Annotated in this window: 18 protein-coding genes; 13 read left to right on the top strand and 5 right to left on the bottom strand. The window is 63.2% G+C overall.

Annotation, left to right across the window (positions count from 1 at the left end):
- The 5 genes from ftsZ to ligA all read left to right on the top strand — a co-directional run bounded on the left by ftsZ (position 1) and on the right by ligA (position 8,247).
- Positions 1–1,773, top strand: coding sequence for a cell division protein FtsZ (gene ftsZ / locus GHK62_RS05695; RefSeq protein WP_153437352.1), 1,773 nt, complete (start codon positions 1–3; stop codon positions 1,771–1,773).
- 355 nt (positions 1,774–2,128) lie between these two features.
- Complete coding sequence (lpxC, locus tag GHK62_RS05690) at positions 2,129–3,082, top strand: UDP-3-O-acyl-N-acetylglucosamine deacetylase (RefSeq protein ID WP_153437351.1); 954 nt, start codon at positions 2,129–2,131, stop codon at positions 3,080–3,082.
- Positions 3,083–3,349: 267 nt separating this feature from the next.
- On the top strand, positions 3,350–4,216 hold the full coding sequence (locus GHK62_RS05685) for an outer membrane protein assembly factor BamD (protein ID WP_153437350.1): 867 nt from the start codon (positions 3,350–3,352) through the stop codon (positions 4,214–4,216).
- 36 nt (positions 4,217–4,252) lie between these two features.
- Positions 4,253–5,926, top strand: a complete 1,674-nt coding sequence (recN, locus tag GHK62_RS05680; protein WP_153437349.1) for a DNA repair protein RecN — start codon at positions 4,253–4,255, stop codon at positions 5,924–5,926.
- Between the two features lie 167 nt (positions 5,927–6,093).
- Positions 6,094–8,247 (top strand): NAD-dependent DNA ligase LigA, encoded by a 2,154-nt coding sequence (ligA, locus tag GHK62_RS05675; RefSeq protein ID WP_153437348.1) that lies wholly within the window; start codon positions 6,094–6,096, stop codon positions 8,245–8,247.
- Positions 8,248–8,374: 127 nt separating this feature from the next.
- Here the strand turns inward: ligA and GHK62_RS05670 are convergent, their stop codons facing one another.
- A complete protein-coding gene (locus GHK62_RS05670; protein WP_153437347.1) occupies positions 8,375–8,779 on the bottom strand; it encodes a VOC family protein in 405 nt (134 codons plus the stop codon).
- A 12-nt stretch (positions 8,780–8,791) separates the two neighbouring features.
- Here GHK62_RS05670 and GHK62_RS34810 point away from each other — a divergent pair, with 12 nt between their 5' ends.
- The 7 genes from GHK62_RS34810 to GHK62_RS05635 all read left to right on the top strand — a co-directional run bounded on the left by GHK62_RS34810 (position 8,792) and on the right by GHK62_RS05635 (position 13,561).
- On the top strand, positions 8,792–9,166 hold the full coding sequence (locus GHK62_RS34810) for an SDR family NAD(P)-dependent oxidoreductase (protein ID WP_283061430.1): 375 nt from the start codon (positions 8,792–8,794) through the stop codon (positions 9,164–9,166).
- Between the two features lie 206 nt (positions 9,167–9,372).
- Positions 9,373–9,972 carry an NADPH-dependent F420 reductase gene (locus GHK62_RS05660; RefSeq protein WP_153437346.1) on the top strand — a complete coding sequence of 200 codons (600 nt, stop codon included), beginning with the start codon at positions 9,373–9,375 and terminating at the stop codon, positions 9,970–9,972.
- A gap of 205 nt (positions 9,973–10,177) precedes the next feature.
- On the top strand, positions 10,178–11,053 hold the full coding sequence (gene panC, locus GHK62_RS05655; RefSeq protein ID WP_153437345.1) for a pantoate--beta-alanine ligase: 876 nt from the start codon (positions 10,178–10,180) through the stop codon (positions 11,051–11,053).
- Between the two features lie 2 nt (positions 11,054–11,055).
- Entirely contained in the window at positions 11,056–11,877 is an 822-nt protein-coding gene (gene panB / locus GHK62_RS05650) for a 3-methyl-2-oxobutanoate hydroxymethyltransferase (protein ID WP_153437344.1), read from the top strand.
- A gap of 284 nt (positions 11,878–12,161) precedes the next feature.
- The gene (locus tag GHK62_RS05645; RefSeq protein WP_153437343.1) at positions 12,162–12,881 is read left to right on the top strand and encodes an AzlC family ABC transporter permease; all 720 of its coding nucleotides are present in this window, start codon (positions 12,162–12,164) and stop codon (positions 12,879–12,881) included.
- 3 nt (positions 12,882–12,884) lie between these two features.
- Positions 12,885–13,193, top strand: coding sequence for an AzlD family protein (locus GHK62_RS05640; protein WP_184108544.1), 309 nt, complete (start codon positions 12,885–12,887; stop codon positions 13,191–13,193).
- 128 nt (positions 13,194–13,321) lie between these two features.
- Positions 13,322–13,561: a hypothetical protein gene (locus tag GHK62_RS05635; RefSeq protein WP_153437342.1), complete on the top strand. Its 240-nt coding sequence runs from the start codon at positions 13,322–13,324 to the stop codon at positions 13,559–13,561.
- Positions 13,562–14,009: 448 nt separating this feature from the next.
- Here GHK62_RS05635 and GHK62_RS05630 read toward each other — a convergent pair whose 3' ends face one another.
- The 4 genes from GHK62_RS05630 to GHK62_RS05615 form a co-directional block, all read right to left on the bottom strand.
- A complete protein-coding gene (locus tag GHK62_RS05630) occupies positions 14,010–15,842 on the bottom strand; it encodes an aminopeptidase P family protein (RefSeq protein ID WP_153437341.1) in 1,833 nt (610 codons plus the stop codon).
- A gap of 695 nt (positions 15,843–16,537) precedes the next feature.
- Positions 16,538–17,413 (bottom strand): 50S ribosomal protein L11 methyltransferase, encoded by an 876-nt coding sequence (locus GHK62_RS05625; RefSeq protein WP_153437340.1) that lies wholly within the window; start codon positions 17,411–17,413, stop codon positions 16,538–16,540.
- A 113-nt stretch (positions 17,414–17,526) separates the two neighbouring features.
- Complete coding sequence (locus GHK62_RS05620) at positions 17,527–18,126, bottom strand: SCO family protein (RefSeq protein WP_153437339.1); 600 nt, start codon at positions 18,124–18,126, stop codon at positions 17,527–17,529.
- Positions 18,127–18,250: 124 nt separating this feature from the next.
- The gene (locus GHK62_RS05615) at positions 18,251–18,409 is read right to left on the bottom strand and encodes a hypothetical protein (protein ID WP_153437338.1); all 159 of its coding nucleotides are present in this window, start codon (positions 18,407–18,409) and stop codon (positions 18,251–18,253) included.
- A 243-nt stretch (positions 18,410–18,652) separates the two neighbouring features.
- On the opposite strand from GHK62_RS05615, the gene GHK62_RS05610 reads away from it, so the two are divergent.
- Positions 18,653–20,728 carry a methyl-accepting chemotaxis protein gene (locus tag GHK62_RS05610; RefSeq protein ID WP_153437337.1) on the top strand — a complete coding sequence of 692 codons (2,076 nt, stop codon included), beginning with the start codon at positions 18,653–18,655 and terminating at the stop codon, positions 20,726–20,728.
- Position 20,729 lies beyond the last annotated feature (1 nt).

Here is a 20,729-nt window from a genome sequence, read left to right as displayed (position 1 = left end):
ATGACCATCAACTTGCAAAAGCCGGATATTACCGAGCTGAAGCCCCGCATCACGGTCTTCGGCGTCGGTGGCGGCGGCGGCAACGCCGTCAATAACATGATCACCGCGGGCCTGCAGGGCGTCGACTTCGTCGTCGCCAACACGGACGCGCAGGCGCTTACCATGACCAAGGCTGAACGGATCATCCAGATGGGTGTTGCGGTTACCGAAGGTCTCGGCGCCGGCTCGCAGCCCGAAGTCGGCCGCGCGGCCGCCGAGGAGTGCATCGACGAGATCATCGATCACCTGAATGGCACGCACATGTGCTTCGTTACCGCCGGCATGGGCGGCGGCACCGGCACGGGTGCGGCTCCGATCGTCGCCCAGGCGGCCCGCAACAAGGGCATCCTGACCGTCGGCGTCGTCACCAAGCCGTTCCACTTCGAAGGCCAGCGCCGCATGCGGCTTGCCGATCAGGGCATTGCCGAACTGCAGAAGTCGGTCGACACGCTGATCGTCATCCCGAACCAGAACCTCTTCCGCATCGCCAATGACAAGACGACCTTCGCGGACGCCTTCGCCATGGCCGACCAGGTCCTCTATTCGGGTGTTGCCTGCATCACCGACCTCATGGTCAAGGAAGGCCTGATCAACCTCGACTTCGCCGACGTCCGCTCGGTGATGCGCGAAATGGGCCGCGCCATGATGGGCACCGGCGAAGCATCGGGCGAAGGCCGCGCAATGGCCGCCGCCGAGGCTGCAATCGCCAACCCGCTGCTCGACGAAACCTCGATGAAGGGTGCGCAGGGCCTGCTCATTTCCATCACCGGCGGTCGCGACCTCACGCTCTTCGAGGTCGACGAGGCTGCAACACGCATCCGCGAGGAAGTGGATCCGGACGCCAACATCATCCTTGGCGCCACCTTCGATGAAGAACTCGAAGGCCTGATCCGCGTTTCCGTTGTTGCAACCGGTATCGATCGCACGGCTGCGGAGGTGGCCGGTCGCACTGCTGACTTTCGTCCGGTAGCGCCGAAGCCGATCGTACGCCCGTCCGCCGCAATCCCGGCCCAGCCGCAGCCGGCCGCCCAGCACCAGCCGCCGGCACCGCAGCCGCAGCCGGTCGCTCAGCCCGTGCCGCAGCAAAACACCGTCGACCAGATCGCGCTTGCAATCCGCGAGGCCGAGATGGAGCGCGAGCTCGATATCGCCACCCGTGCCCAGGTCGCCGCGCCGGTACAGCACGTGCAGGAAGAAGCCTTTCGGCCCCAAAGCAAACTTTTCGCCGGCGCCGCGCCGGTGGAGGCCGCTCCCGTAGTGCGTCAGGCCCCGCCGGTGCAGCGTCCGGTCGAAATGCCGGTGCAGGCACAGGTCCAGCCGCAGGTGCAGCCGCAGCCGGTTCGCCACGAGCCTGCTCCGGTCATGCGCCAGCATGCCGAACCGGTGCGCATGCCGAAGGTCGAGGATTTTCCTCCGGTCGTGAAGGCTGAGATTGATCACCGCGCGCATGCCGCCCCTACTCACCAGGAAGAGCGCGGGCCGATGGGGCTCCTGAAGCGAATCACCAATTCGCTTTCCCGCCGCGACGATGACGACCACGGTGTGTCGGCCGACATGACGGCGGCAGCGCCGAGCCCTGCGTCCCAGCAGCGCCGCCCGCTTTCGCCGGAAGCGAGCCTTTACGCACCGCGTCGCGGTCAACTTGACGATCACGGCCGCGTCTCGCCGCAGGCGCGCTCGCACGAAGATGATCAGCTCGAAATCCCGGCATTCCTTCGCCGCCAGTCGAACTGATTTTGAAGGACTGTTCCTTCACCTTGCCGAATGCCCGGGCAACCGCCCGGGCATTTTTCGATTTTATTCGTTATTTCAATGGCTTGCAAATTATGTTGCGCGCATGACAATTGCGTAACAATGCGAAACGAACAGTGATTTGGAATGGTGCCTCCAAAATCATATTTTCAGCATCGGAATTGGGGACGCATACGATTCGATCGGGCGCTGTTAGTTCGGAGATTCGAGGTTTCGGCCAATCGGGGCCGTTCCTCGGAACGTCCGACTTGCGCCTTGAGCATCGCTGCTTCCCTCGTGCGTTTGGCCGATGGCTTATCGAGTGCCAGGGCCGCATAGAGTGAAAGTGAAGACGAGAATGGGAATTGAGCTCCTCGGGTTTCAGACGACGATTGCGAACCCGGTAACGCTGAAGGGAATTGGCGTCCATTCCGGCGCGGAAGTGTCGATCACCTTCCATCCGGCGGAGGCCGACGCCGGCATCGTGTTTCAGCGCGTTCTCGCCGGCGGCCGCGTTGCCGAGTTCAGAGCCGTCTCGTCGCAGGTCGGCAACACCGACCTCTGCACGGTTCTCGGCTTCTCGTCGGCAACGTCGATCGCCACGGTCGAACATGTAATGGCAGCGATCTATGCGCTCGGTCTCGATAACCTGCTCGTCGAGGTTCATGGCGCTGAAATGCCGATCATGGACGGCAGCTCCGAGCCATTCATCGACGCGATCGAACAGGTCGGCCTGAGGGCACTGGCCGTCAAGCGCCGCTATATCCGCATCATCAAGCCGGTACGCATCGACTCGGGCGCTTCCTGGTCGGAGTTCACGCCCTATGACGGCATGCGCTTCGAGGTCGAGATCGACTTCGACTGCCCGCTGATTGGCCGCCAGGCCTGGAAGGGCGACATGACGCCTTCCGTCTTCAAGCGGGAACTGTCGCGCGCACGCACCTTCGGCTTCATGCGCGACGTCGAACGGCTGTGGGCCGGCGGCTTTGCGCTTGGTTCGTCGCTCGAAAACTCGGTGGTGATCTCGGACGACAACACGGTGGTCAATGTCGAAGGGCTGCGTTATGCGGACGAGTTCGTGCGCCACAAGACCCTTGATGCCGTCGGCGATCTTTCGCTGGCCGGCGCTCCGTTCATCGGCTGCTATCGCTCCTATCGCGGCGGCCATAAGATGAATGCGAACGCGCTGAAGGCCCTGCTGAGCGACCCCACCGCCTACGAGGTCGTCGAAACGGCAACACCGCGTCAGCGCACCCGCTCGCGCGACATGGTCGCCGTCGCAGCTCCGGGCTTTGCGCCCTGGTCCGCATAACAATAAAAGTCAGTTCTTCTCCAGTCGCCGGCCGAAAGGCCGGCATTTTCATTGTGCGGGGTGATTCTCGGCAGCCCATTTGGGAGCCGAGATATCCTTCCGCGCCAAGTATTGGACGGCTTTTATCCGTGGAAAACGCGCAAAGCACTGCATACCGCCACAAATTTGCATGAATTGCTGATCATGACATTGCGATCTTGAGGCAACTTGCTCTAAAACGCGCAGGTCTGGCGGGATGCGGTCCGCCGAATGAAACGGGAATATTCGATGGTTCTTGCAGTTTCGCTCGATATGAGAAAATCAGTGCGCGTTGCCGCGGTCGTTGTTGCGGCTGTGGTTGGCAGCAGCCTGATCACAGCCTGCCAGAACGACCCGGATATCGATATCACCAAGCTCGCGGCGGAAACCGATCCGCCGGAGGTGCTCTACAACCAGGGCCTTGCCAACCTTAACGCCGGCAAGACGACGGAAGCGGCGCGCAAGTTCGAAGCGCTCGACCGCCAGCACCCGTTTTCCGAGTACGCCCGCAAGGCTCTGGTGATGAACGCCTTCGTCGCCTACCGCAACGGCCAGTATCAGGACGCAATCAACGCCACCAGCCGCTATCTGAACCTCTACCCGCAATCGGACGATGCGGCCTATGCGCAATATATTCAGGGTCTCGCCTATACGAAGCAGATTCCGTCGGTAACGCAGGACCAGAAGGCGGCCTCGAAGGCGATTGAGGCGATGCAGACGGTCATCGATAAATATCCGGACTCGGACTATGTCGAGGACGCCCAGGCGAAGATCCGTTTCGCCCGCGACCAGCTCGCCGGCAAGGAAATGCAGGTCGGTCGCTACTATCTCGAGCGCAAGGAATATCTTGCGGCCGTTTCGCGGTTCCGCACGGTAGTCGAGCAGTATCCGAATACGAACCAGGTCGAAGAAGCGCTTGCCCGACTCGTCGAGGCCTATTACGCCATGGGTGTAACGGCGGAAGCGCAGACTGCGGCGGCGGTGCTCGGGCACAATTATCCGGACAGCCAGTGGTATGCCGATTCCTACAAACTGCTGCAGTCGGGCGGACTTGAGCCGCGCGAAAGCGGTACGTCCTGGATTGCGCGCGCAGGCAAGAGGCTCATCGGCGCCTGACCTGCTCGGCGCTCGACAAGGAAGATCTGAAACCGGATGCTCGCGCAGCTCTCGATCCGCGATATCGTCCTGATCGAACGGCTTGACCTCACCTTCGAAGCCGGGCTCTCCGTGCTGACCGGCGAAACCGGCGCGGGCAAATCCATCCTTCTCGACAGCCTGTCGCTGGCGCTCGGCGGCCGCGGCGACGGCTCGCTCGTGCGCCACGGCGAGGACAAGGGACAAGTGACCGCGGTCTTCGATGTCCCGACCGGCCACGCGGCGCGGCTGATGCTCCGCGAAAACGGCATCGACGACGACGGTGATCTGATTTTCCGCCGCGTGCAGTCGACCGATGGCCGTACCAAAGCTTTCGTCAACGACCAGCCGGTCAGCGTGCAACTGATGCGTCAGCTCGGCCAGACGCTCGTCGAAATCCACGGCCAGCATGATGACCGGGCGCTGGTCGACACCGATGCGCACCGCGCGCTGCTCGATGCTTTCGGAGGGACATCGGAGGCGGCGGAAGAGGTTGGTGCGCTTTACCGCGGCTGGCGGGACGCGGAACGCAATCTCAAGAAACACCGCGAGCGCGTCGAGGCGGCGGCGCGCGAAGCCGACTATCTGCGCTCCTCGGTCGAAGAGCTGGAGACACTTTCGCCGCGCGACGGCGAAGAGGAGGAACTGGCCGAAGCCCGCGCGCGGATGATGAAGGCTGAGCGGATCGCCGGCGATATCAGCGAGGCCTCGGAATTTCTCAGCGGCAATACTTCGCCCGTTCCGCTAATCGCCTCGTTGGTCCGGCGGCTCGAGCGCAAGAGCCATGAGGCCCCGGGGCTCCTCGAAGAGACCGTGGAGCTTCTGGATGGAGCGTTGAACCAGCTTTCGGACGCGCAGATGGCGGTGGAGCGGGCGCTGCGCAACACCGAATTCGATCCGAAGGAACTGGAGCGCGCCGAGGAGCGGCTCTTCGCGCTGCGTGCTGCAAGCCGCAAATATTCGGTTCCGGTTACGGAACTGCCGGCGCTTGCTGTCCGCATGATCGCCGACCTCGCCGATCTCGATGCCGGCGAGGAGAAGTTGAAGCAGCTGGAAGTGCAGGTGGGGGAGGCAAGGGCGGCGTTCGATGCCGCGGCCCGGTCGCTGTCGGAGAAGCGCCGCCACACTGCAGACGCGCTTTCGGCGGCAGTGATGGCGGAACTGCCGGCATTGAAGCTCGAACGGGCGCGTTTCATGGTCGAGGTCGCGAGCGATCCGTCGTCACCGACTGCCGACGGCATCGATGTCGTCGAATTCCATGTCCAGACAAACCCCGGCACCCGGCCAGGGCCGATCATGAAAGTCGCCTCCGGTGGCGAGCTATCGCGCTTCCTTTTGGCGCTGAAAGTGGCGCTTGCCGATCGCGGCTCGGCGCCGACACTCGTCTTCGACGAAATCGACACCGGCGTCGGCGGGGCGGTTGCGGATGCCATCGGCCAGCGGCTGAAGCGGCTTTCCAGGAATGTCCAGGTGCTGTCCGTCACCCATGCGCCGCAAGTGGCGGCGCGCGCGGCGACGCATCTTCTGATCTCCAAGGGCCCGTCGGCGGAAAAATCCGAAATGATCGCCACCCGCGTCGCCCGCATGGACGACAGGGCGCGTACGGAAGAAATCGCCCGCATGCTTGCCGGCGCCTCGATCACCGAGGAGGCGAGGGCGGCAGCAGCGCGGTTGCTTGCCGGAAGCGGCTGATCACAGCTGATTTTCCATAGCGCCGATCACGCTACAGCGCCGTATCTCTTGAGAACGCAGAAGATTGCTGTAGCACTTTGAATTGCTGCATCATTCTATCCTTAAAGCGGATTCCGCTTTAAGGAATCATGCAGTAAAAACGACTCCCCAATCCGGAGTCGTCGCCCATGTTGAGTGAAAGAAAACCCGTCGAGCAATTGACTGAAACGGAAGCGGCCGAAGAGCTCGCCTTTCTCGCGGCGGAGCTTGCCCGTCACGACGCGCTTTATCATGGGCAGGATGCACCCGAAATCTCGGATGCCGACTACGACGCGCTGAAGCGGCGGAACGACCTGATCGAGGAGCGGTTCCCCGCGCTCATCCGCGAGGACAGCCCTTCGCGCAAGGTCGGCGCGGCTCCGTCGCTCACCTTCCAGCCGGTCGTCCATGCACGGCCGATGCTGTCGCTCGACAACACATTCTCGGACGAAGACGCTCGCGATTTCGTCGCCGGCGTCTATCGCTTCCTCGGGCGGCTTCCGGACCATTCGATCGCCTTTACCGCCGAGCCGAAGATCGACGGGCTTTCGATGTCGCTGCGCTATGAAAACCGGCGGCTTGTGACGGCCGCGACACGCGGCGACGGCACGACCGGCGAAAACGTCACCGCCAATGTCCGCACGATCGGCATGATCCCCAATAGCCTTCCGGCCGACGCCCCAGATGTCGTCGAAGTGCGCGGCGAGATCTATATGGCGAAGTCGGACTTCGCCGCGCTCAATGCCGAAATGGCGGCGCAAGGCAGGCCGCTCTACGTCAACCCGCGCAACACCGCCTCCGGCTCGCTCCGGCAACTCGACGCCAAGGTGACGGCGAGCCGTAAGCTCCGGTTCTTCGCCTATGCCTGGGGCGAGATGTCGGCGATGCCGGCCGATACTCAGCTCGGCATGGTCGAGACGTTCAAGGCCTGGGGCTTTCCGGTCAATCCGCTGATACAGCGTTTCGCTTCTGCGGACGAATTGCTGGAGCACTATCACCACATCGAGCGCGAGCGGCCCGATCTCGACTACGATATCGACGGCGTCGTCTACAAGGTCGACCGGCTCGACCTGCAGGCGCGCCTCGGCTTCCGCTCGCGCTCGCCGCGATGGGCGACGGCGCACAAGTTCCCGGCCGAGCAAGCCTTCACGCGGCTCAAGGGCATCGACATCCAGGTCGGCCGCACTGGCGCGCTGACGCCAGTTGCGCGGCTTGAGCCGATCACCGTCGGCGGCGTGGTGGTAACCAACGCGACCTTGCACAACGAGGACTATATCCGCGGTGTCGGCAATCGCGGCGAGTCGATCCGCGAAGGGCGCGACATCCGCATCGGCGACATGGTCATCGTGCAGCGGGCTGGGGATGTCATCCCTCAAATCGTCGACGTGGTGATGGGCGAACGTGCGGAAGGCGCCGAGCCTTACAAGTTCCCGACCACATGCCCTGTCTGCGGCAGCCACGCGGTGCGCGACATCAACGAGAAATCCGGCAAGCTGGATGCCGTGCGCCGCTGCACCGGCGGCTTCGTGTGCCGGGCGCAGGCGGTCGAGCACCTGAAGCACTTCGTCTCGCGCAATGCCTTCGACATCGAGGGGCTTGGCTCCAAGCAGATCGAATTCTTCTTCGAAAGCGAGGACGAGAAGCTGAGGATCCGCACCGCGCCGGAGATCTTCACGCTGGAGCGCCGCCAGGAGGTCTCGCTCACCAAGCTTGAAAACATCGAGGGTTTTGGAAAGGTCAGCGTCAGAAAGCTTTTCGAGGCGATCAACACGCGCCGCTCGATCGCGCTCCACCGCTTCATTTACGCGCTCGGCATTCGCCACGTGGGCGAAACGACCGCGAAGCTGCTCGCCCGCTCCTATGGCAGCTACGATCACTTTGGCGCGGCGATGGTCGAGGCGGGCAGTTTTGCCGGCGACGCCTGGAACGAGCTCAACAGCATCGACGGCATCGGCGAGGTCGTCGCCCGCGCCATCGTCGAGTTCTACAAGGAGCCGCGCAACGTCGAGGTCGTTTCACGGCTCCTGGAAGAGGTGACGCCGGAAAGCGCGGAGATGCCGGTTACAACCGGCAGTCCGGTTGCGGGCAAGACGGTGGTCTTCACCGGCTCGCTCGAAAAGATGACGCGCGACGAGGCCAAGGCAAAAGCGGAAAGCCTCGGCGCAAAAGTAGCCGGCTCGGTGTCGAAGAAGACCGACATCGTCGTCGCAGGACCGGGTGCCGGCTCGAAGCTCGACAAGGCGCGCGAACTTGGCGTCCAGACCATGGACGAGGACGAGTGGCTGGCGCTGATCGGCGGGTAGGAAGCGCAGCAGCGGCATGCTAGGGCGCGATTTGAGTCTATCGCGACGCGGACGCGTCGGCGTCGCAAAGAGACTCTTGAGCGGCTGGGCATTTCCAGCGCGCCGTTTTCCGCACTGGCTCAGCCAGTCACGCCGCCTGCTCGGCCGACATGTCCATCCACATGAATTCCCAGACATGGCCATCGAGATCCTGGAAGCTGATTCCGTACATCGAGCCGTAGTCGATTGCCGGCTTCCACGGCTTGGCGCCGGCGGCGAGCGCCTTGGCAAGCATGTCGTCGCACTCGGCGCGGCTTGTGGCGGAAAGGGCGGTGATGACTTCCGTGCCCTTGGCCGTGTCGCTGATCTCCCCGGTGATAAAGTTGCGGAATTTAGGCTCGGTCAGCAGCATGGCGAAGATATTGTCGTCGATCACCATGCAGGCGGCCGTGTCGTCCGAGAACTGCTCGTTGAAGGTGAAGCCGAGGGCGGAAAAGAAGGTCCGGGAGGCTTCCAGGTTTTTGACGGGCAGGTTTACAAAAATCATGCGCATGGGACGTTCCTCGTGACGGATAGTTGTTTCTACGAACCAAGGACGAAACGCGGCTTCGCCAGCCGACAGGCGGAGACGAGTTTAAACTGGTGCTCGCGCAGCGGCTTTCAACCGCAGTTCAGCCGATGCTTCCGGCAAACGTTCCGCCGGCCGCTCGCGTTCGACGGTCCGATCGACGAGATCACCGAGGCGGGTTACAATCGCATGATCGCGGTCAATGTCACCGGCGTCTTCGTTGCCACGCAGGAGGCGGTGCGCAACACGAAGGCGGGCGGGCGCGTTATCCATGTCGGCAGCTCGATGTCGCTACGCCGACCGCCTCGCTTTGCAGTTGACCGAGGTGCGGTCGCCGGCTTCACCTGCAGCTGGTGCGCGATCCCGGTCTGAACGTCACCGACATGAACGCCGACGGCGGGCCGGTCTCCACGATCGTCGGCCCGGATCGGCTGCCATGGTAAGTCGGACGAGATCGCGAGCGTCGTTGCCTCTCTGTCGAGCCCCGATGCCGCCTTCATCACGGGCGCCGACATCGTCGCTGGCGGCGGCTTCACCGCCTCAGGTCGCAGCGACTGGCAACTTGAAAGGAAGTCGCCATGTCCATTGGCATCATCGGATCCGGCAACATCGGGGCGGCCGTTGCCAGGGCGCTCGCCCGGGCGGAGATCCCGGCGATCATTTCCAACAGCCGTGGGCCGGAGAGCCTGAAAGCGCTTGCCGGCGAACTCGCCCCTTACATCACCGCAGGAACACGCGAAGAGGCCGCAAGCGCCGATCTCGTGCTGGTCGCGGTCACCTGGTCGAAGCTGCCCAAGGCGCTTTCCGGTCTGCCGGATTGGAACGGCCGGATCGTCATCGACGCAAACAATCCGATCGAAGCGCCGCTCTTCAAGCCCGCCGAGCTCAAGGGTCGGCTCTCGAGTGAGGTCTTCGCCGGCCTCGTCCCGGGTGCGCGCGTCGTCAAGGCCCTCAATCATCTGCAGCCACACCTCGTTTCCGGCGATCCGAAGGCAGAAGGCGGCCGCCGCGTGCTCTTCTTTTCCGGCGATGACGCCGCCGCCAAGGCGGAGGTCGGCGCGCTGATCGACCGGCTGGGCTTCTTCGGCATCGATCTCGGCCCGCTCTCGGTTGGCGGAAAGCTCACGCAGTTTCCCGGCGGTCCGTTGCCCGCGCTGAATCTCGTCAAGTTCGATTGAAATCGGGTAGGCCGCTGATCCGGCCTGCTTTTTGGACCCTGCAATCCGGCTTCACGCACCATTTCCATTTGTCTTTTTGCGCTGCACAAGATAGAGCTTTGCAAGCCAAAATTTGTGCAGTTGCCTTTTTCGCGGGGCTCACAAGGGGCCATATGGCGAAACGGGGCGCGTACGCCCGCGCCCCGGCGGATTGGAGGGTCCGAAGATGAAAACGATCACCACCATCGCCGAACTGCGCGCGGCTCTCGCCGAGCATCGGCGCGCGGGCAAGAGTATCGGTCTGGTCCCCACCATGGGCTATCTTCACGTCGGCCACATGGAACTTGTCCGCCGCGCGCGCGGTGAGAACGACGTGGTCGTCGCCAGCATCTTCGTCAATCCCCTGCAGTTCGGACCGAGCGAAGATCTTGCCAAATACCCGCGCGATCTTGCGCGCGACCAGGCGATGCTTGCCGAGGGCGGCGTCGATTTTCTCTTCGCGCCCGGTGTTTCCGACATGTATCCGCGTCCGATGGAGGCCGTGGTCGACGTGCCGAAGCTCGGCTCGGAGCTCGAGGGTTCGGTCCGGCCAGGCCATTTCGCCGGCGTCGCGACGGTCGTCACCAAGCTCTTCAATATCGTTCAGCCGGACCGCGCCTATTTCGGCGAGAAGGATTTCCAGCAGCTCCAGATCATCCGCCGCATGGTCGAGGATCTGGCGCAGCCCGTCTCGGTGACCGGCGTGCCGACGGTGCGCGAGGCCGATGGGCTCGCCTGCTCGTCGCGCAATGTCTATCTGACCACCGACGAGCGTCGCGCCGCGGCGATTGTGCCCAAGGCGCTGGGCGAGGCCGAACGGCTGATCGCCAGCGGCCTGACCGACCCTGCTGCCGTCGAGAAAGGTGTTCTCGACTTTCTGTCCACAGAACCGCTGGCGCGACCGGAGGTCGTCGCGTTGCGCGATCCGGAAACGCTGGAACCGATCGAGGAAATCGGCGAGAAACCGGTTCTGCTCTTGCTGTTCGTCCGCTTCGGTACCACGAAGCTGCTCGACAACCGTGTGATCGCACCGAAATCCGCCCATTTTGCAAAGGTAGCCTGAGAATGAGCGTACACACCGCGAAGCGGCGGCTGAGCCCCGCCAATATCGAAGCCCTGAAGGGTGAACGCCCGATCGTCAGCCTCACCGCCTATACGACGCCGATCGCGCGCCTGCTTGATCCGCACGTCGATTTCCTGCTCGTCGGCGATTCGCTCGGCATGGTGCTCTATGGCCTCGACACCACAGTCGGCGTCACGCTCGACATGATGATCGCGCATGGCCAGGCGGTGATGCGCGGTTCCGAGCGCTCCTGCATCGTCGTTGATCTTCCCTTTGGCTCTTATCAGGAATCGAAGGAGCAGGCTTTCCGCAGCGCCGCGCGCATCCTGAAGGAAACCGGCTGCAGCGCGGTGAAGCTGGAAGGCGGGGCGGAAATGGCCGAGACGGTCGATTTCCTCGTCAGCCGCGGCATTCCGGTGCTCGGCCATGTCGGCCTGATGCCGCAGCTCGTCAACACCACCGGTGGCTACCGTTCGGTCGGCCGCAACGAGAAGGAAGTGGCGAAGATCCGCCGCGACGCCAAAGCGATCGACGATGCCGGCGCCTTCGCCATCGTCGTCGAAGGCACGGTCGAACCGGTCGCGCGCGAGATTACCGCTACCCTGCGTTCGCCGACCATCGGCATCGGCGCATCCCCCGCCTGCGACGGCCAGATCCTCGTCTCCGACGACATGCTCGGCATCTTCAACGATTTCAAGCCGCGCTTCGTCAAGCATTTCGCCGAGCTCGCTCCAGCGATCTCGAAGGCGGTCGAGGACTATGCCAACGAGGTGAAGGCGCGGACCTTCCCGGCTATCGAGCATACGTTCCAGTTGAAACGCTGATCACTGCACGATCGCAATCTTTGCCCCCTCACCCTAACCTTCTCCCCGCGCGCGGGGAGAAGGTCGCGGTAGCGGGATGAGGGGCAGAAATGCGAGCAAAACGGTATGTCGCCGGATGATCGTGCCCCAGGTGCAGCAGCTGCACCGAGCCTGGCAGTTGCCATTCAACCATCAGAAAATTCAATCACTGTATCAGCGCAATTGAATTGTCGTCGGGTGCGGCAGCCCCTATCTGTCCCCATGCCGGTTCGCGGACATGCCTCCGGTTTCGGCGGAGGATGATCATGAACAGAGACGATTTCCGTGCGGGCCTGCGGACGGGCTTTCCCGTCATGCTTTCCGCGTCGCCCTTCGGCGCGCTCTTCGGTGCGCTTGCGGTCGATAACGGTTTTTCGGTTGCCGATGCGGTGTTCATGAGCGCCACCGTCTATGCGGGCGCCAGCCAGATGGTCGGCATCGAACTCTTCGGCAACAATGTGCAGCCGTGGCTGGTCGTGCTTTCGGTCTTCGCGGTCAATTTCCGTCACGTGCTTTATTCCGCCTCGATCGCAAAGCACATCCGCCACTTCACGCTCGCCCAGAAGCTCATGGCTTTCTTCCTGCTGGTCGATCCGCAATATGCCGAAAGCGAAAGGCGGGCGGAGCGCGGTCTGCCGGTGACCTTTTCCTGGTATCTCGGCTTCGGGCTCGTGATCTATTTCCCGTGGATCCTCAACACGCTGGTCGGCGCACTGTTCGGCCAGTTGATCGGCGATCCGAAGGCGATCGGCCTCGATGTGCTCCTGCCGATCTATTTCCTCGGGCTCGTGCTCGGCTTCCGCACACGCGATCGCTTCCTGCCCGTGGTCGCCACCAGCGCCGTCGCCTCCGTTGCCGCGATGCATTTCGTCGGCTCGCCCTGGCATGTCAGTATCGGCGCGCTTGCGGGCATCCTACTCGCGGCCGTCTTGCCGCCGGAGCATCGCCTGAGGCAAGGGCCGGCGCCCGTGAAAAAGGAGGCCTGAGCCGTGGACGCACAGCACCTCAACCTGATCTACCTGATCGTTGCCGCCGCACTCGCCACCTTCGCGACCCGGTTCGGCGGCTATGTGCTGATCACCCAGTTGAAGCGCATTCCACCGCGGCTCGAAGCGGCGCTGAACGCCGTCCCGGCGGCGGTCCTGACGACGCTGGTTGCACCGGCCTTTGTCTATGGTGGCTTCGATGTCGCGGTGTCGATGCTCGTCGCCTTCGCGATCGGACTGCGCTTCTCGACACTCCGGATGCTGCTTGTCGGCTGGGCCGTGGTGATGGTGATCCGGCACGTGGTTCTGTAGTTCTCTCGTCCTCCCGGCTGCCGGACAGTGCTAGTCGGGCGCCCACCATTGGCGCTGAACCGACACTGGGCTATCATCTTTTGGTTGCCGGAGAGGCATCAGCCCTCCGGCTCTGGAGGAGCGACCCCATGATTATCAGGATTTCAATTGCCCTTCTTTTGGCGCTCGCACCTGTAACGGCCTTCGCCAATCAGTGCCCCACCATGATGGCGGCGATTGACGCCGCCCTGCCGAACGCCTCCCTTTCTGAAGCCGACATGGCCAAGGTCAAGCAGTTGCGCCAGCAGGGCGAACAGTTGCACCAGTCCGGCGATCACGCAGGCTCGGAGGCAGCGCTCGGCGAGGCGAAGAAAATGCTGGGAATCTGAATGGAAGAGCCGGGAATCGCCCCGGCCTTTCAGCTTTGAAAATTCCGCGAACGATCGGTCAGGCCTCGAGGGTGCCGCGTGGCCCGGCCTTTCACGCTTGGCGAATGACGATTTTCAAACCAAGCGTGCAATCCCGTAAAATTTCCGGGTTACGCCGGAGTGGCGCGGGAAATATAACAGTATCGTTGGTAGAGACATCGTACCTCCCAACCGAGGCCCGGCCGCCCCCTGTAGCCCCCAACCTACGCCGCCGGGCCTCCCCGCGTCCTTTACTTGTCACGAAGTTTCGCGACGCCGGTTCGCGAAAAGACTCCTATTTCTGTGGCGATTAGATCGTTTTCACTGTTTGAATGAACTCGCGAAGCGATCTAGCTATTTGATATTACACAATTTATGCCGCCACACGCTTTTCCTGGAATCGCTCTAACTCTTTGAAACAATGCAAGTTCTATCGCGCGATCACGTCGGTGGCGGCTTCCAGCCAGTGGCGTGTGTCGTCGCTGGCGATGAGCGGCATGAGCTTGTCGCGCGTTTCGGCATGATAGGCGTTCAGCCAGCCAAGCTCCTCGTCGGTCAACAGCGAAGGGAGGACGAGGCGCCGGTCGATCGGGCAGTAGGTCAGCGTGTCGAAGCCGAGCATCGGCAGGTCGCCGCCTTCGATCTCCGAGGCTTCCCGGACGACGACGAGGTTTTCGATGCGGATGCCGAAGGCGCCCGGACGATAGTAGCCGGGCTCATTGGAAAGGATCATGCCCGGCAGCAGCTCTTGCGTCGAAAGCCGGGCGATGCGCTGCGGTCCCTCATGCACGGAAAGATAGGAGCCGACGCCATGGCCGGTGCCGTGGGCATAGTCGGCGCCGGCTTTCCAGAGCGCGATGCGGGCGAGGGGATCGAGATCGACACCGCGCGAACCCTTGGGGAAGCGCGCCGTGCTGATCGCGATCATGCCTTTCAGCACCAATGTGAAGAAGCGCTTCTGCTCTTCCGGAACGGCACCGATCGCAACCGTTCGGGTGATATCGGTCGTGCCGTTGATATATTGCGCGCCGGAATCGATCAGGAACATGGTTCCGGGCTCAATTGTCCGGTCCGTGTCCGTCGTCACGCGGTAATGCATGATCGCCGCGTGTGAGCCGGCGCCCGCAATCGTGTCGAAGGAAATGTCCTTCAGCGGATTCTGCATGCGCTCGCCGACGGTCGCGCGCAGGGCCTCCAGCCTTTCCGTTGCGGCGATCTCGGTCACGCTGCCGGGCTCGGTCTGGTCAAGCCAGGCGAGGAATTCGACCATCGCGGCGCCGTCCTGTAGATGCGCGCGCGCCGATCCCTGGATCTCGGCGGCGTTCTTGCGGGCGCGGGGGAGGCGGGCCGGATCGACTGCGCCGACGACCGAGCCGCCTTTCTCGCGGATCAGTTCACCGATGGCGAAGGGCGCAAGGTCCGGATCGATCATGATCGCCGCACCAGTCGTCGCGAGCGCCGCCAGCCGGTCCTCGAAACTCGCCGGAGCGGTGATTTCGGCAAGCTGGGTCAGATAGGCTTCCTGTTCGATGCCGGTCTTGCGCTTATCGAGGAAGATCTCGGCGCGGCCGTCCGCATGGATGATCGCGCGGGCAAGCGGATGCGGCGTGTGCGGCACGTCGCTGCCGCGGATATTGAAGGTCCAGGCGACCGAGGAGGGGTCGGTGAGGACGACAGCGGCCGCCTTGGCTTCAAGGCCGGCAGCGATCGCGGCAATCTTGTCCTTCGCCAGTTGGCCGGCATGCTCGCTCGGCTGGATCGTCACCCGGCCAAGGGGAGCTGCGGGCCGGCCGGTCCAGATTTTGTCGAGCGGGTTGTGATCGAGGAAGACCAGCGCGCCGCCGACCGCCGCGAGCGCCTTCTGCAGCTTGAGGACCTCGGCGCCGGTATGAAGCCACGGGTCGATGCCGAGGCGGAAGCCTTTCGGCGCATGAGCCTCCAGCCAGACATGCGGCGGCTCGCCGATAAGGTCACCCCCCGTGAAGACGCTGCCGTCCACCTGCTCCTTGAGCTGGGTCACATAGCGTCCATCGACGAAGACGATCGCTTCACGCTGCGTGACAAGCGCAACGCCGGCGGAGCCGGTGAAGCCGGTCAACCAGGAAAGGCGCTCGGACGAAGCCGGCACATACTCGCCCTGGAATTCGTCGGCGCGCGGCACGAGGAAGCCGTCAATGCCAAGGGCCGGGAAGACGGCGCGCAGAGCGGCGGTGCGCTCCTTGCCGAACTGAGGCGTGGAGGTGACTTCGAAGGACTGAAACATGGAATATTTCCGGCAATTTGGCGGAGAACCGCGACTGGGATGATCGTCATGTTAGCGGAAAGGTCGCTGCCGAGGAAAGAGGCGATATCCGGCTGTGAACAGGCGCAGGCCGCCGCGGTTACGCACCTGCCAATCAGGGCATTTGCCCAGGCTGCGGACATATGCATCATATGCATGGCACCCATGCTGCAACGCATCTATCTCTATCGGAATAATGGTTTATAAGCGCGCTCAACGAACACGGACGAACATCCGGTGGTTCAAAAAAGCTGCGGTTCTGAGAATAGTTGGTCATTCTGTTCTCCTCCTCCCTCAAGGGTGGCCAATTTCAGAACGGTAGACGCCCGCTCGAGCGCTCCTCCTCCTCAGGCTCGCGGGCATGGTCGGCCTCAAAGCCGCCCAGCAGGCGATGCCTCCGGCATCGCCTTTGTTTCGAAAAGGTCACCCGTCATGATGGACTGGGTGGCCTTTTTCGTTTTCTGCTTACTCGGCGATTTCGCTGGATCAGGGGAGTAGCGTCCGCGCTGCGACCGCCGACACCAACAATTGCCACCAGTGCTCCTTTGATCGGCCCTCACCCTAGCGCTCTCCCCGTTCTGACGGGGAGAGCGGATTGGGAGCGTGCGGCGTCGTCCCATCCCCCTGCTTGCGAGGAGAAGGTGCCGGTAGGCGGATAACGGGCAGGTGACAACCCGCTATTTCGTCAGATGGATGGTGACCCAGCCGTTGCGCCAGATGGTGCGCACGTGTTTGAGGCGCTGGCCGTTATAGGCGGCAAGCACCTTCCAGCGCTGTTCGGCGAGAATGCCGGACAGAATGACCGAGCCGCCGGCGGCGAGATTGGCGACAAGCTGCGGCGCCATCTTCATCAACGGCCGCGCCAGGATGTTGGCGATGATCAGGTCGAAGGGGCCATTGGTGCTGAACGCCGTCGAGTGGAAACTGGGGGCGGTGGCAAAGGTCATGCCAGTGACGACGCCGTTGCGGCGGGCGTTTTCGCTCGCGACGCGGGTCGCGATCGGATCGATGTCGGTGGCAAGCACCGGCACATGCAGGAGTTTCCAGGCCGCGATCGCAAGCACGCCGCTACCTGTGCCGAGGTCGAGGACATTGCGGACCGGCCGCGTATGCGCAACGGAGGCAAGCACTTCTAGGCACCCGGCGGTTGTGCCATGATGGCCCGTGCCGAAGGCCTGGCCGGCGTCGATCTCGATCGCTATCTCGCCGGTCCTGACCTTGTCTCGATCATGAGAGCCGTGGACGACGAAGCGTCCGGCGCGCACGGGGGCGAGCCCTTCCAGCGATTTGGCGATCCAGTCGATATCGGGCAAAACTTCGCGTTCGATCGGCAGATGGGAGAAACCCGCGGCGAGCGCGTCGGCAAGCCGCACCCTGACGCTCTCCTCCTCGTCCGCCATCATGTAGACCGAGGCTTCCCAGACGTCGCGCTTCTCGTCGATCTCCATCGTCGCGATGGCATAGTCGTCGTCCTCGAAGATCGTGCTCATGACATCGAGCACGGCCGCGACCTGTTTCTCGGTGCTGGTGACGAAAAGTCTTATCTCGCTCAACGATCTGTCCTTCGGATGTGGTCGGCCTCGCGGCTATCATGGATCCGGTAGAAACGCAAAGCGCCGGCGGGGAGCCGGCGCTTTGCGGGAATGGGAGATGATGAAGTAGCCGCTCAACTCTTGGTCAGGTTCTCGAGCTTCTGAACGGCGGTGTCCGGGTTCTCGCCATAGGCAATCGTGCCGCTGAAGTGCCCGTTGGCGTCGAGAAGGAACACCGAGGCCGTGTGGTCCATGGTGTAGTCGCCGTTCGGGTTCTTTTCGTCGACCGGCACCTTCTTGTAGTAGACGCGGTAGCCCTTGACCATTTCAAGGACCTTGTCCGGCGGTCCGGAAATGCCGGTGATGCGCTTGGAGACGTTGGAGACGTACTGGCCAAGAACGTCCGGGGTGTCGCGCTCCGGGTCGACGGTGATGAAATAGGCCTGCAGCTTGCTGCCGTCGGGGTCAACCTTTTCAAGCCAGCCGTCCAGCTCGAAAAGCGTGGTCGGGCAGACTTCCGGGCAATGGGTGAAGCCGAAGAAAAGCGCGGTCGGCTTGCCGGTGAACGCCCGTTCGGTGATCGGCTTGCCGTCCTGTGCGACAAGCGTGAAGGGCACGCCGAAGGGACCGGAGGACGCCTGCTGCCGCGATTGCGTCATGTCGTAGGTGAGCCAGCCGAGGATCGCCACCATGACGAGGATGGCCGCCCAAAGGACGATGCGTATGGTTTTCATCGTTGCTACCGGTTTGCTGAGCCTTCGTAAGGGCGTTCAATGAACGTGGCGTTGTGATACCGCGTCACCACCACCGGCGCAAAGGGAGAATTGCCGCAGGCGGTGCATGCGGCAAGCCAGGGCGTCAGAAGCACCAGGAAATGCCGGCTTGAGCGAGCGACAGGAAGATGTCGGCGCCATGCGCGATCCAGCCTTGGAAAGCCAGGAGTGCGACGAGTGCGAACACGCCCGCAAAAAGGGTGAGGACGAGGGGCGAGAGCGATTTCTTCGTGTCCGTGCGCATACCCCGGATCATAGCACTCGAAGGCGACAAAGAAAGGGGAGCACAGGCGGTTGATCCGCAGAGCTGGTAGCCATGTTTTAGCGAATGGTTAAGGTCTGTTTGCCAGTGTCGCCGAAAGCGGAGAAGTGCACCACTTCGATATGACATGAGGTCATCCGGTTTGATCGAGCCCGGCCTTCCGCATCGATCGTAACGGAGGACCTCGCCTGCCGCGGCGGGTCCATTGCCATGGACTGCCAGTCAATGAACACCTCTCCATCCGTCGGACGCACCCTCTCGATCAGCCAGCGACTGGCGACTCTTGCAGCCGCCGCCTTCCTCGGCTTTGGTTCGGTGCTCACCGTTGGTTTGTACCAGGAGCGGCGATCGGAACAGACGCTTGAAAAGGCGGTCGCCGCCCAGCGCGGCATGAGGACGGTCGAGGAAATGCGACTTGCCGGCCTTGAGCTGGTGCTCGCGGCGATGGACACGATCGTCGATCGTGACGAAGGCAAGATTCTGCCCGAGCGCGCGGCCCAAATCAAAGCTTCGCTCGCAACGCTCGACGCCAGGAAAGCCGATGTCGAGGCGCTGGCGCGTCTCCTCGGCAGACCGGAAGTTCTCTCCAACTTCGATGCCGATCTTGCCCAATTGCGCAAGGCGGTTGAGGTGGATCTGAAGGCGCTGGTGGAGACTGGAGCGCAAGCGGACGAATTCGCCCGCATCGACGATGCGATCGATGGCGGCGGGGAGCGTCTTGGCGCCGCACTCGCTGAGCTGAGCGAAGCCGCCGCTGGCCTTGCGTCCGCGCGCATCGCCGAGACACAAGCCGCATCAGCGAACGCACTCGTATTGCAGGGAGCCGCAGGGCTGCTGGCGATGGCGACCTTGCTGGCGCTGATCTGGTTCCACGGCAATGCATTGCGCCGGGGCATCCTCGGCTTGCGCGACAGCATGCAGCGGATCCATTCGGGCGATCTGACCTCCAGCCTGGCAGGGCTCGCGCGCGGCGACGAAATCGGCGAGATGGCCCGGTCCGTGGAGCTCTTCCGGGCTTCGGCGATCGAAAAACGTTCGCTGGAGCAGAACGCGATGGCGAGCCGCAGGGAAATCGAGGAGGAGCGCCAGCGTCAGGAAGCCGAGCGCGACCAGGCTGTCGCCCGCATCAAAACCGCGGTCGATGCGCTCGGGCGGGCCCTTAACCAGCTTGCCGAGGGCAATCTTGCAGTCGCAATCCGCGAACCTTTCGTAGGTGACCTCGATGTGCTGCGCCGTGATTTCAACAACACCGTCGAACGGCTGGGCCACGTTCTTGCAAGCGTCAAGGAGAATGCCGTTTCGATCGAAACAAACGGTCGGCAGATGCGCAGCGCCGCCGACGATCTGGCTCGGCGGACGGAACGGCAGGCGGCGTCGCTCGAACAGACCTCGGCCGCTCTGGAGGAAATCACTGTGACGGTGAAGACCGCGACCGAGCGCGCCGAAGAAGCAAGCCGCATGGTCGACGAGACGCGCACCAACGCGGAAGAATCCGGACGCATCGTCGGCGAAGCGATCTCTGCGATGGCGCGCATCGAGGGCGCCTCCAACGAAATCGGCAAGATCATCAATGTCATCGACGAGATCGCCTTCCAGACGAACCTTCTGGCGCTCAATGCCGGTGTCGAGGCTGCGCGGGCAGGGGAAGCGGGCAAGGGCTTTGCCGTCGTTGCCCAGGAGGTTCGCGAACTCGCCCAGCGGGCGGCCGGCGCGGCGAAGGACATAAAGGCGCTTGTCACACGATCCGGCAACGAGGTCGGCACGGGCGTAAAGCTGGTGCAGGCGACCGGCGAGGCGCTCGGCCGCATCGGCGCCGACGTCGCGCGCATCAACGAACATATGAGCTCGATCGTGATGGCGGCGCGCGAGCAGTCGACCGGGCTCAACGAAATCAGCACCGCTGTCGGCCAGCTCGATCAGATGACGCAGCAGAACGCTGCGATGGTCGAGCAGACCAACGCTTCGAGCCACACGCTCGCGCAGGACGCCGAGAAGCTCAGTGAGCTCGTCGGCCAATTCCGCCACGGGCAGGTGAGTGAGGCAGCATTCCGGAAGGCAGCGCCCGCTCCGGCGCAGCCCTCCGTCAAGATCGGCGCCCCGGCCAAGAGTCCAGTCCGGGCCAGCGCCGCGGCCCCCGCAGGGCCGGTGCCCCTGCGCAAACCGTCCGCCGCGCAGGCATCCGCTCGTCCAGCTCCATCACCCGCCAAGGCCCTGATGGGCAAGCTGGCGGGCGCTTTCGGCAACAAGCCGGGCTCCGTACCTTCCGTTACGGCCTCCGGCGATAACTGGGAAGAATTCTGAC

Source organism: Sinorhizobium terangae, assembly GCF_009601505.1.
Taxonomy (GTDB): Bacteria; Pseudomonadota; Alphaproteobacteria; order Rhizobiales; family Rhizobiaceae; genus Sinorhizobium; species Sinorhizobium terangae.
This window is presented reverse-complemented; position numbering and strand designations above follow the sequence as displayed.

Bases quoted from the DNA above. Each gene is read 5' to 3' on its own strand.
- ftsZ (WP_153437352.1), top strand. From the start codon at position 1: ATGACCATCAACTTGCAAAAGCCGGATATTACCGAGCTGAAGCCCCGC.
- lpxC (WP_153437351.1), top strand. From the start codon at position 2,129: ATGGGAATTGAGCTCCTCGGGTTTCAGACGACGATTGCGAACCCGGTA.
- GHK62_RS05685 (WP_153437350.1), top strand. From the start codon at position 3,350: ATGGTTCTTGCAGTTTCGCTCGATATGAGAAAATCAGTGCGCGTTGCC.
- recN (WP_153437349.1), top strand. From the start codon at position 4,253: ATGCTCGCGCAGCTCTCGATCCGCGATATCGTCCTGATCGAACGGCTT.
- ligA (WP_153437348.1), top strand. From the start codon at position 6,094: ATGTTGAGTGAAAGAAAACCCGTCGAGCAATTGACTGAAACGGAAGCG.
- GHK62_RS05670 (WP_153437347.1), bottom strand. From the start codon at position 8,779: ATGCGCATGATTTTTGTAAACCTGCCCGTCAAAAACCTGGAAGCCTCC.
- GHK62_RS05660 (WP_153437346.1), top strand. From the start codon at position 9,373: ATGTCCATTGGCATCATCGGATCCGGCAACATCGGGGCGGCCGTTGCC.
- panC (WP_153437345.1), top strand. From the start codon at position 10,178: ATGAAAACGATCACCACCATCGCCGAACTGCGCGCGGCTCTCGCCGAG.
- panB (WP_153437344.1), top strand. From the start codon at position 11,056: ATGAGCGTACACACCGCGAAGCGGCGGCTGAGCCCCGCCAATATCGAA.
- GHK62_RS05645 (WP_153437343.1), top strand. From the start codon at position 12,162: ATGAACAGAGACGATTTCCGTGCGGGCCTGCGGACGGGCTTTCCCGTC.
- GHK62_RS05635 (WP_153437342.1), top strand. From the start codon at position 13,322: ATGATTATCAGGATTTCAATTGCCCTTCTTTTGGCGCTCGCACCTGTA.
- GHK62_RS05630 (WP_153437341.1), bottom strand. From the start codon at position 15,842: ATGTTTCAGTCCTTCGAAGTCACCTCCACGCCTCAGTTCGGCAAGGAG.
- GHK62_RS05620 (WP_153437339.1), bottom strand. From the start codon at position 18,126: ATGAAAACCATACGCATCGTCCTTTGGGCGGCCATCCTCGTCATGGTG.
- GHK62_RS05615 (WP_153437338.1), bottom strand. From the start codon at position 18,409: ATGCGCACGGACACGAAGAAATCGCTCTCGCCCCTCGTCCTCACCCTT.
- GHK62_RS05610 (WP_153437337.1), top strand. From the start codon at position 18,653: ATGAACACCTCTCCATCCGTCGGACGCACCCTCTCGATCAGCCAGCGA.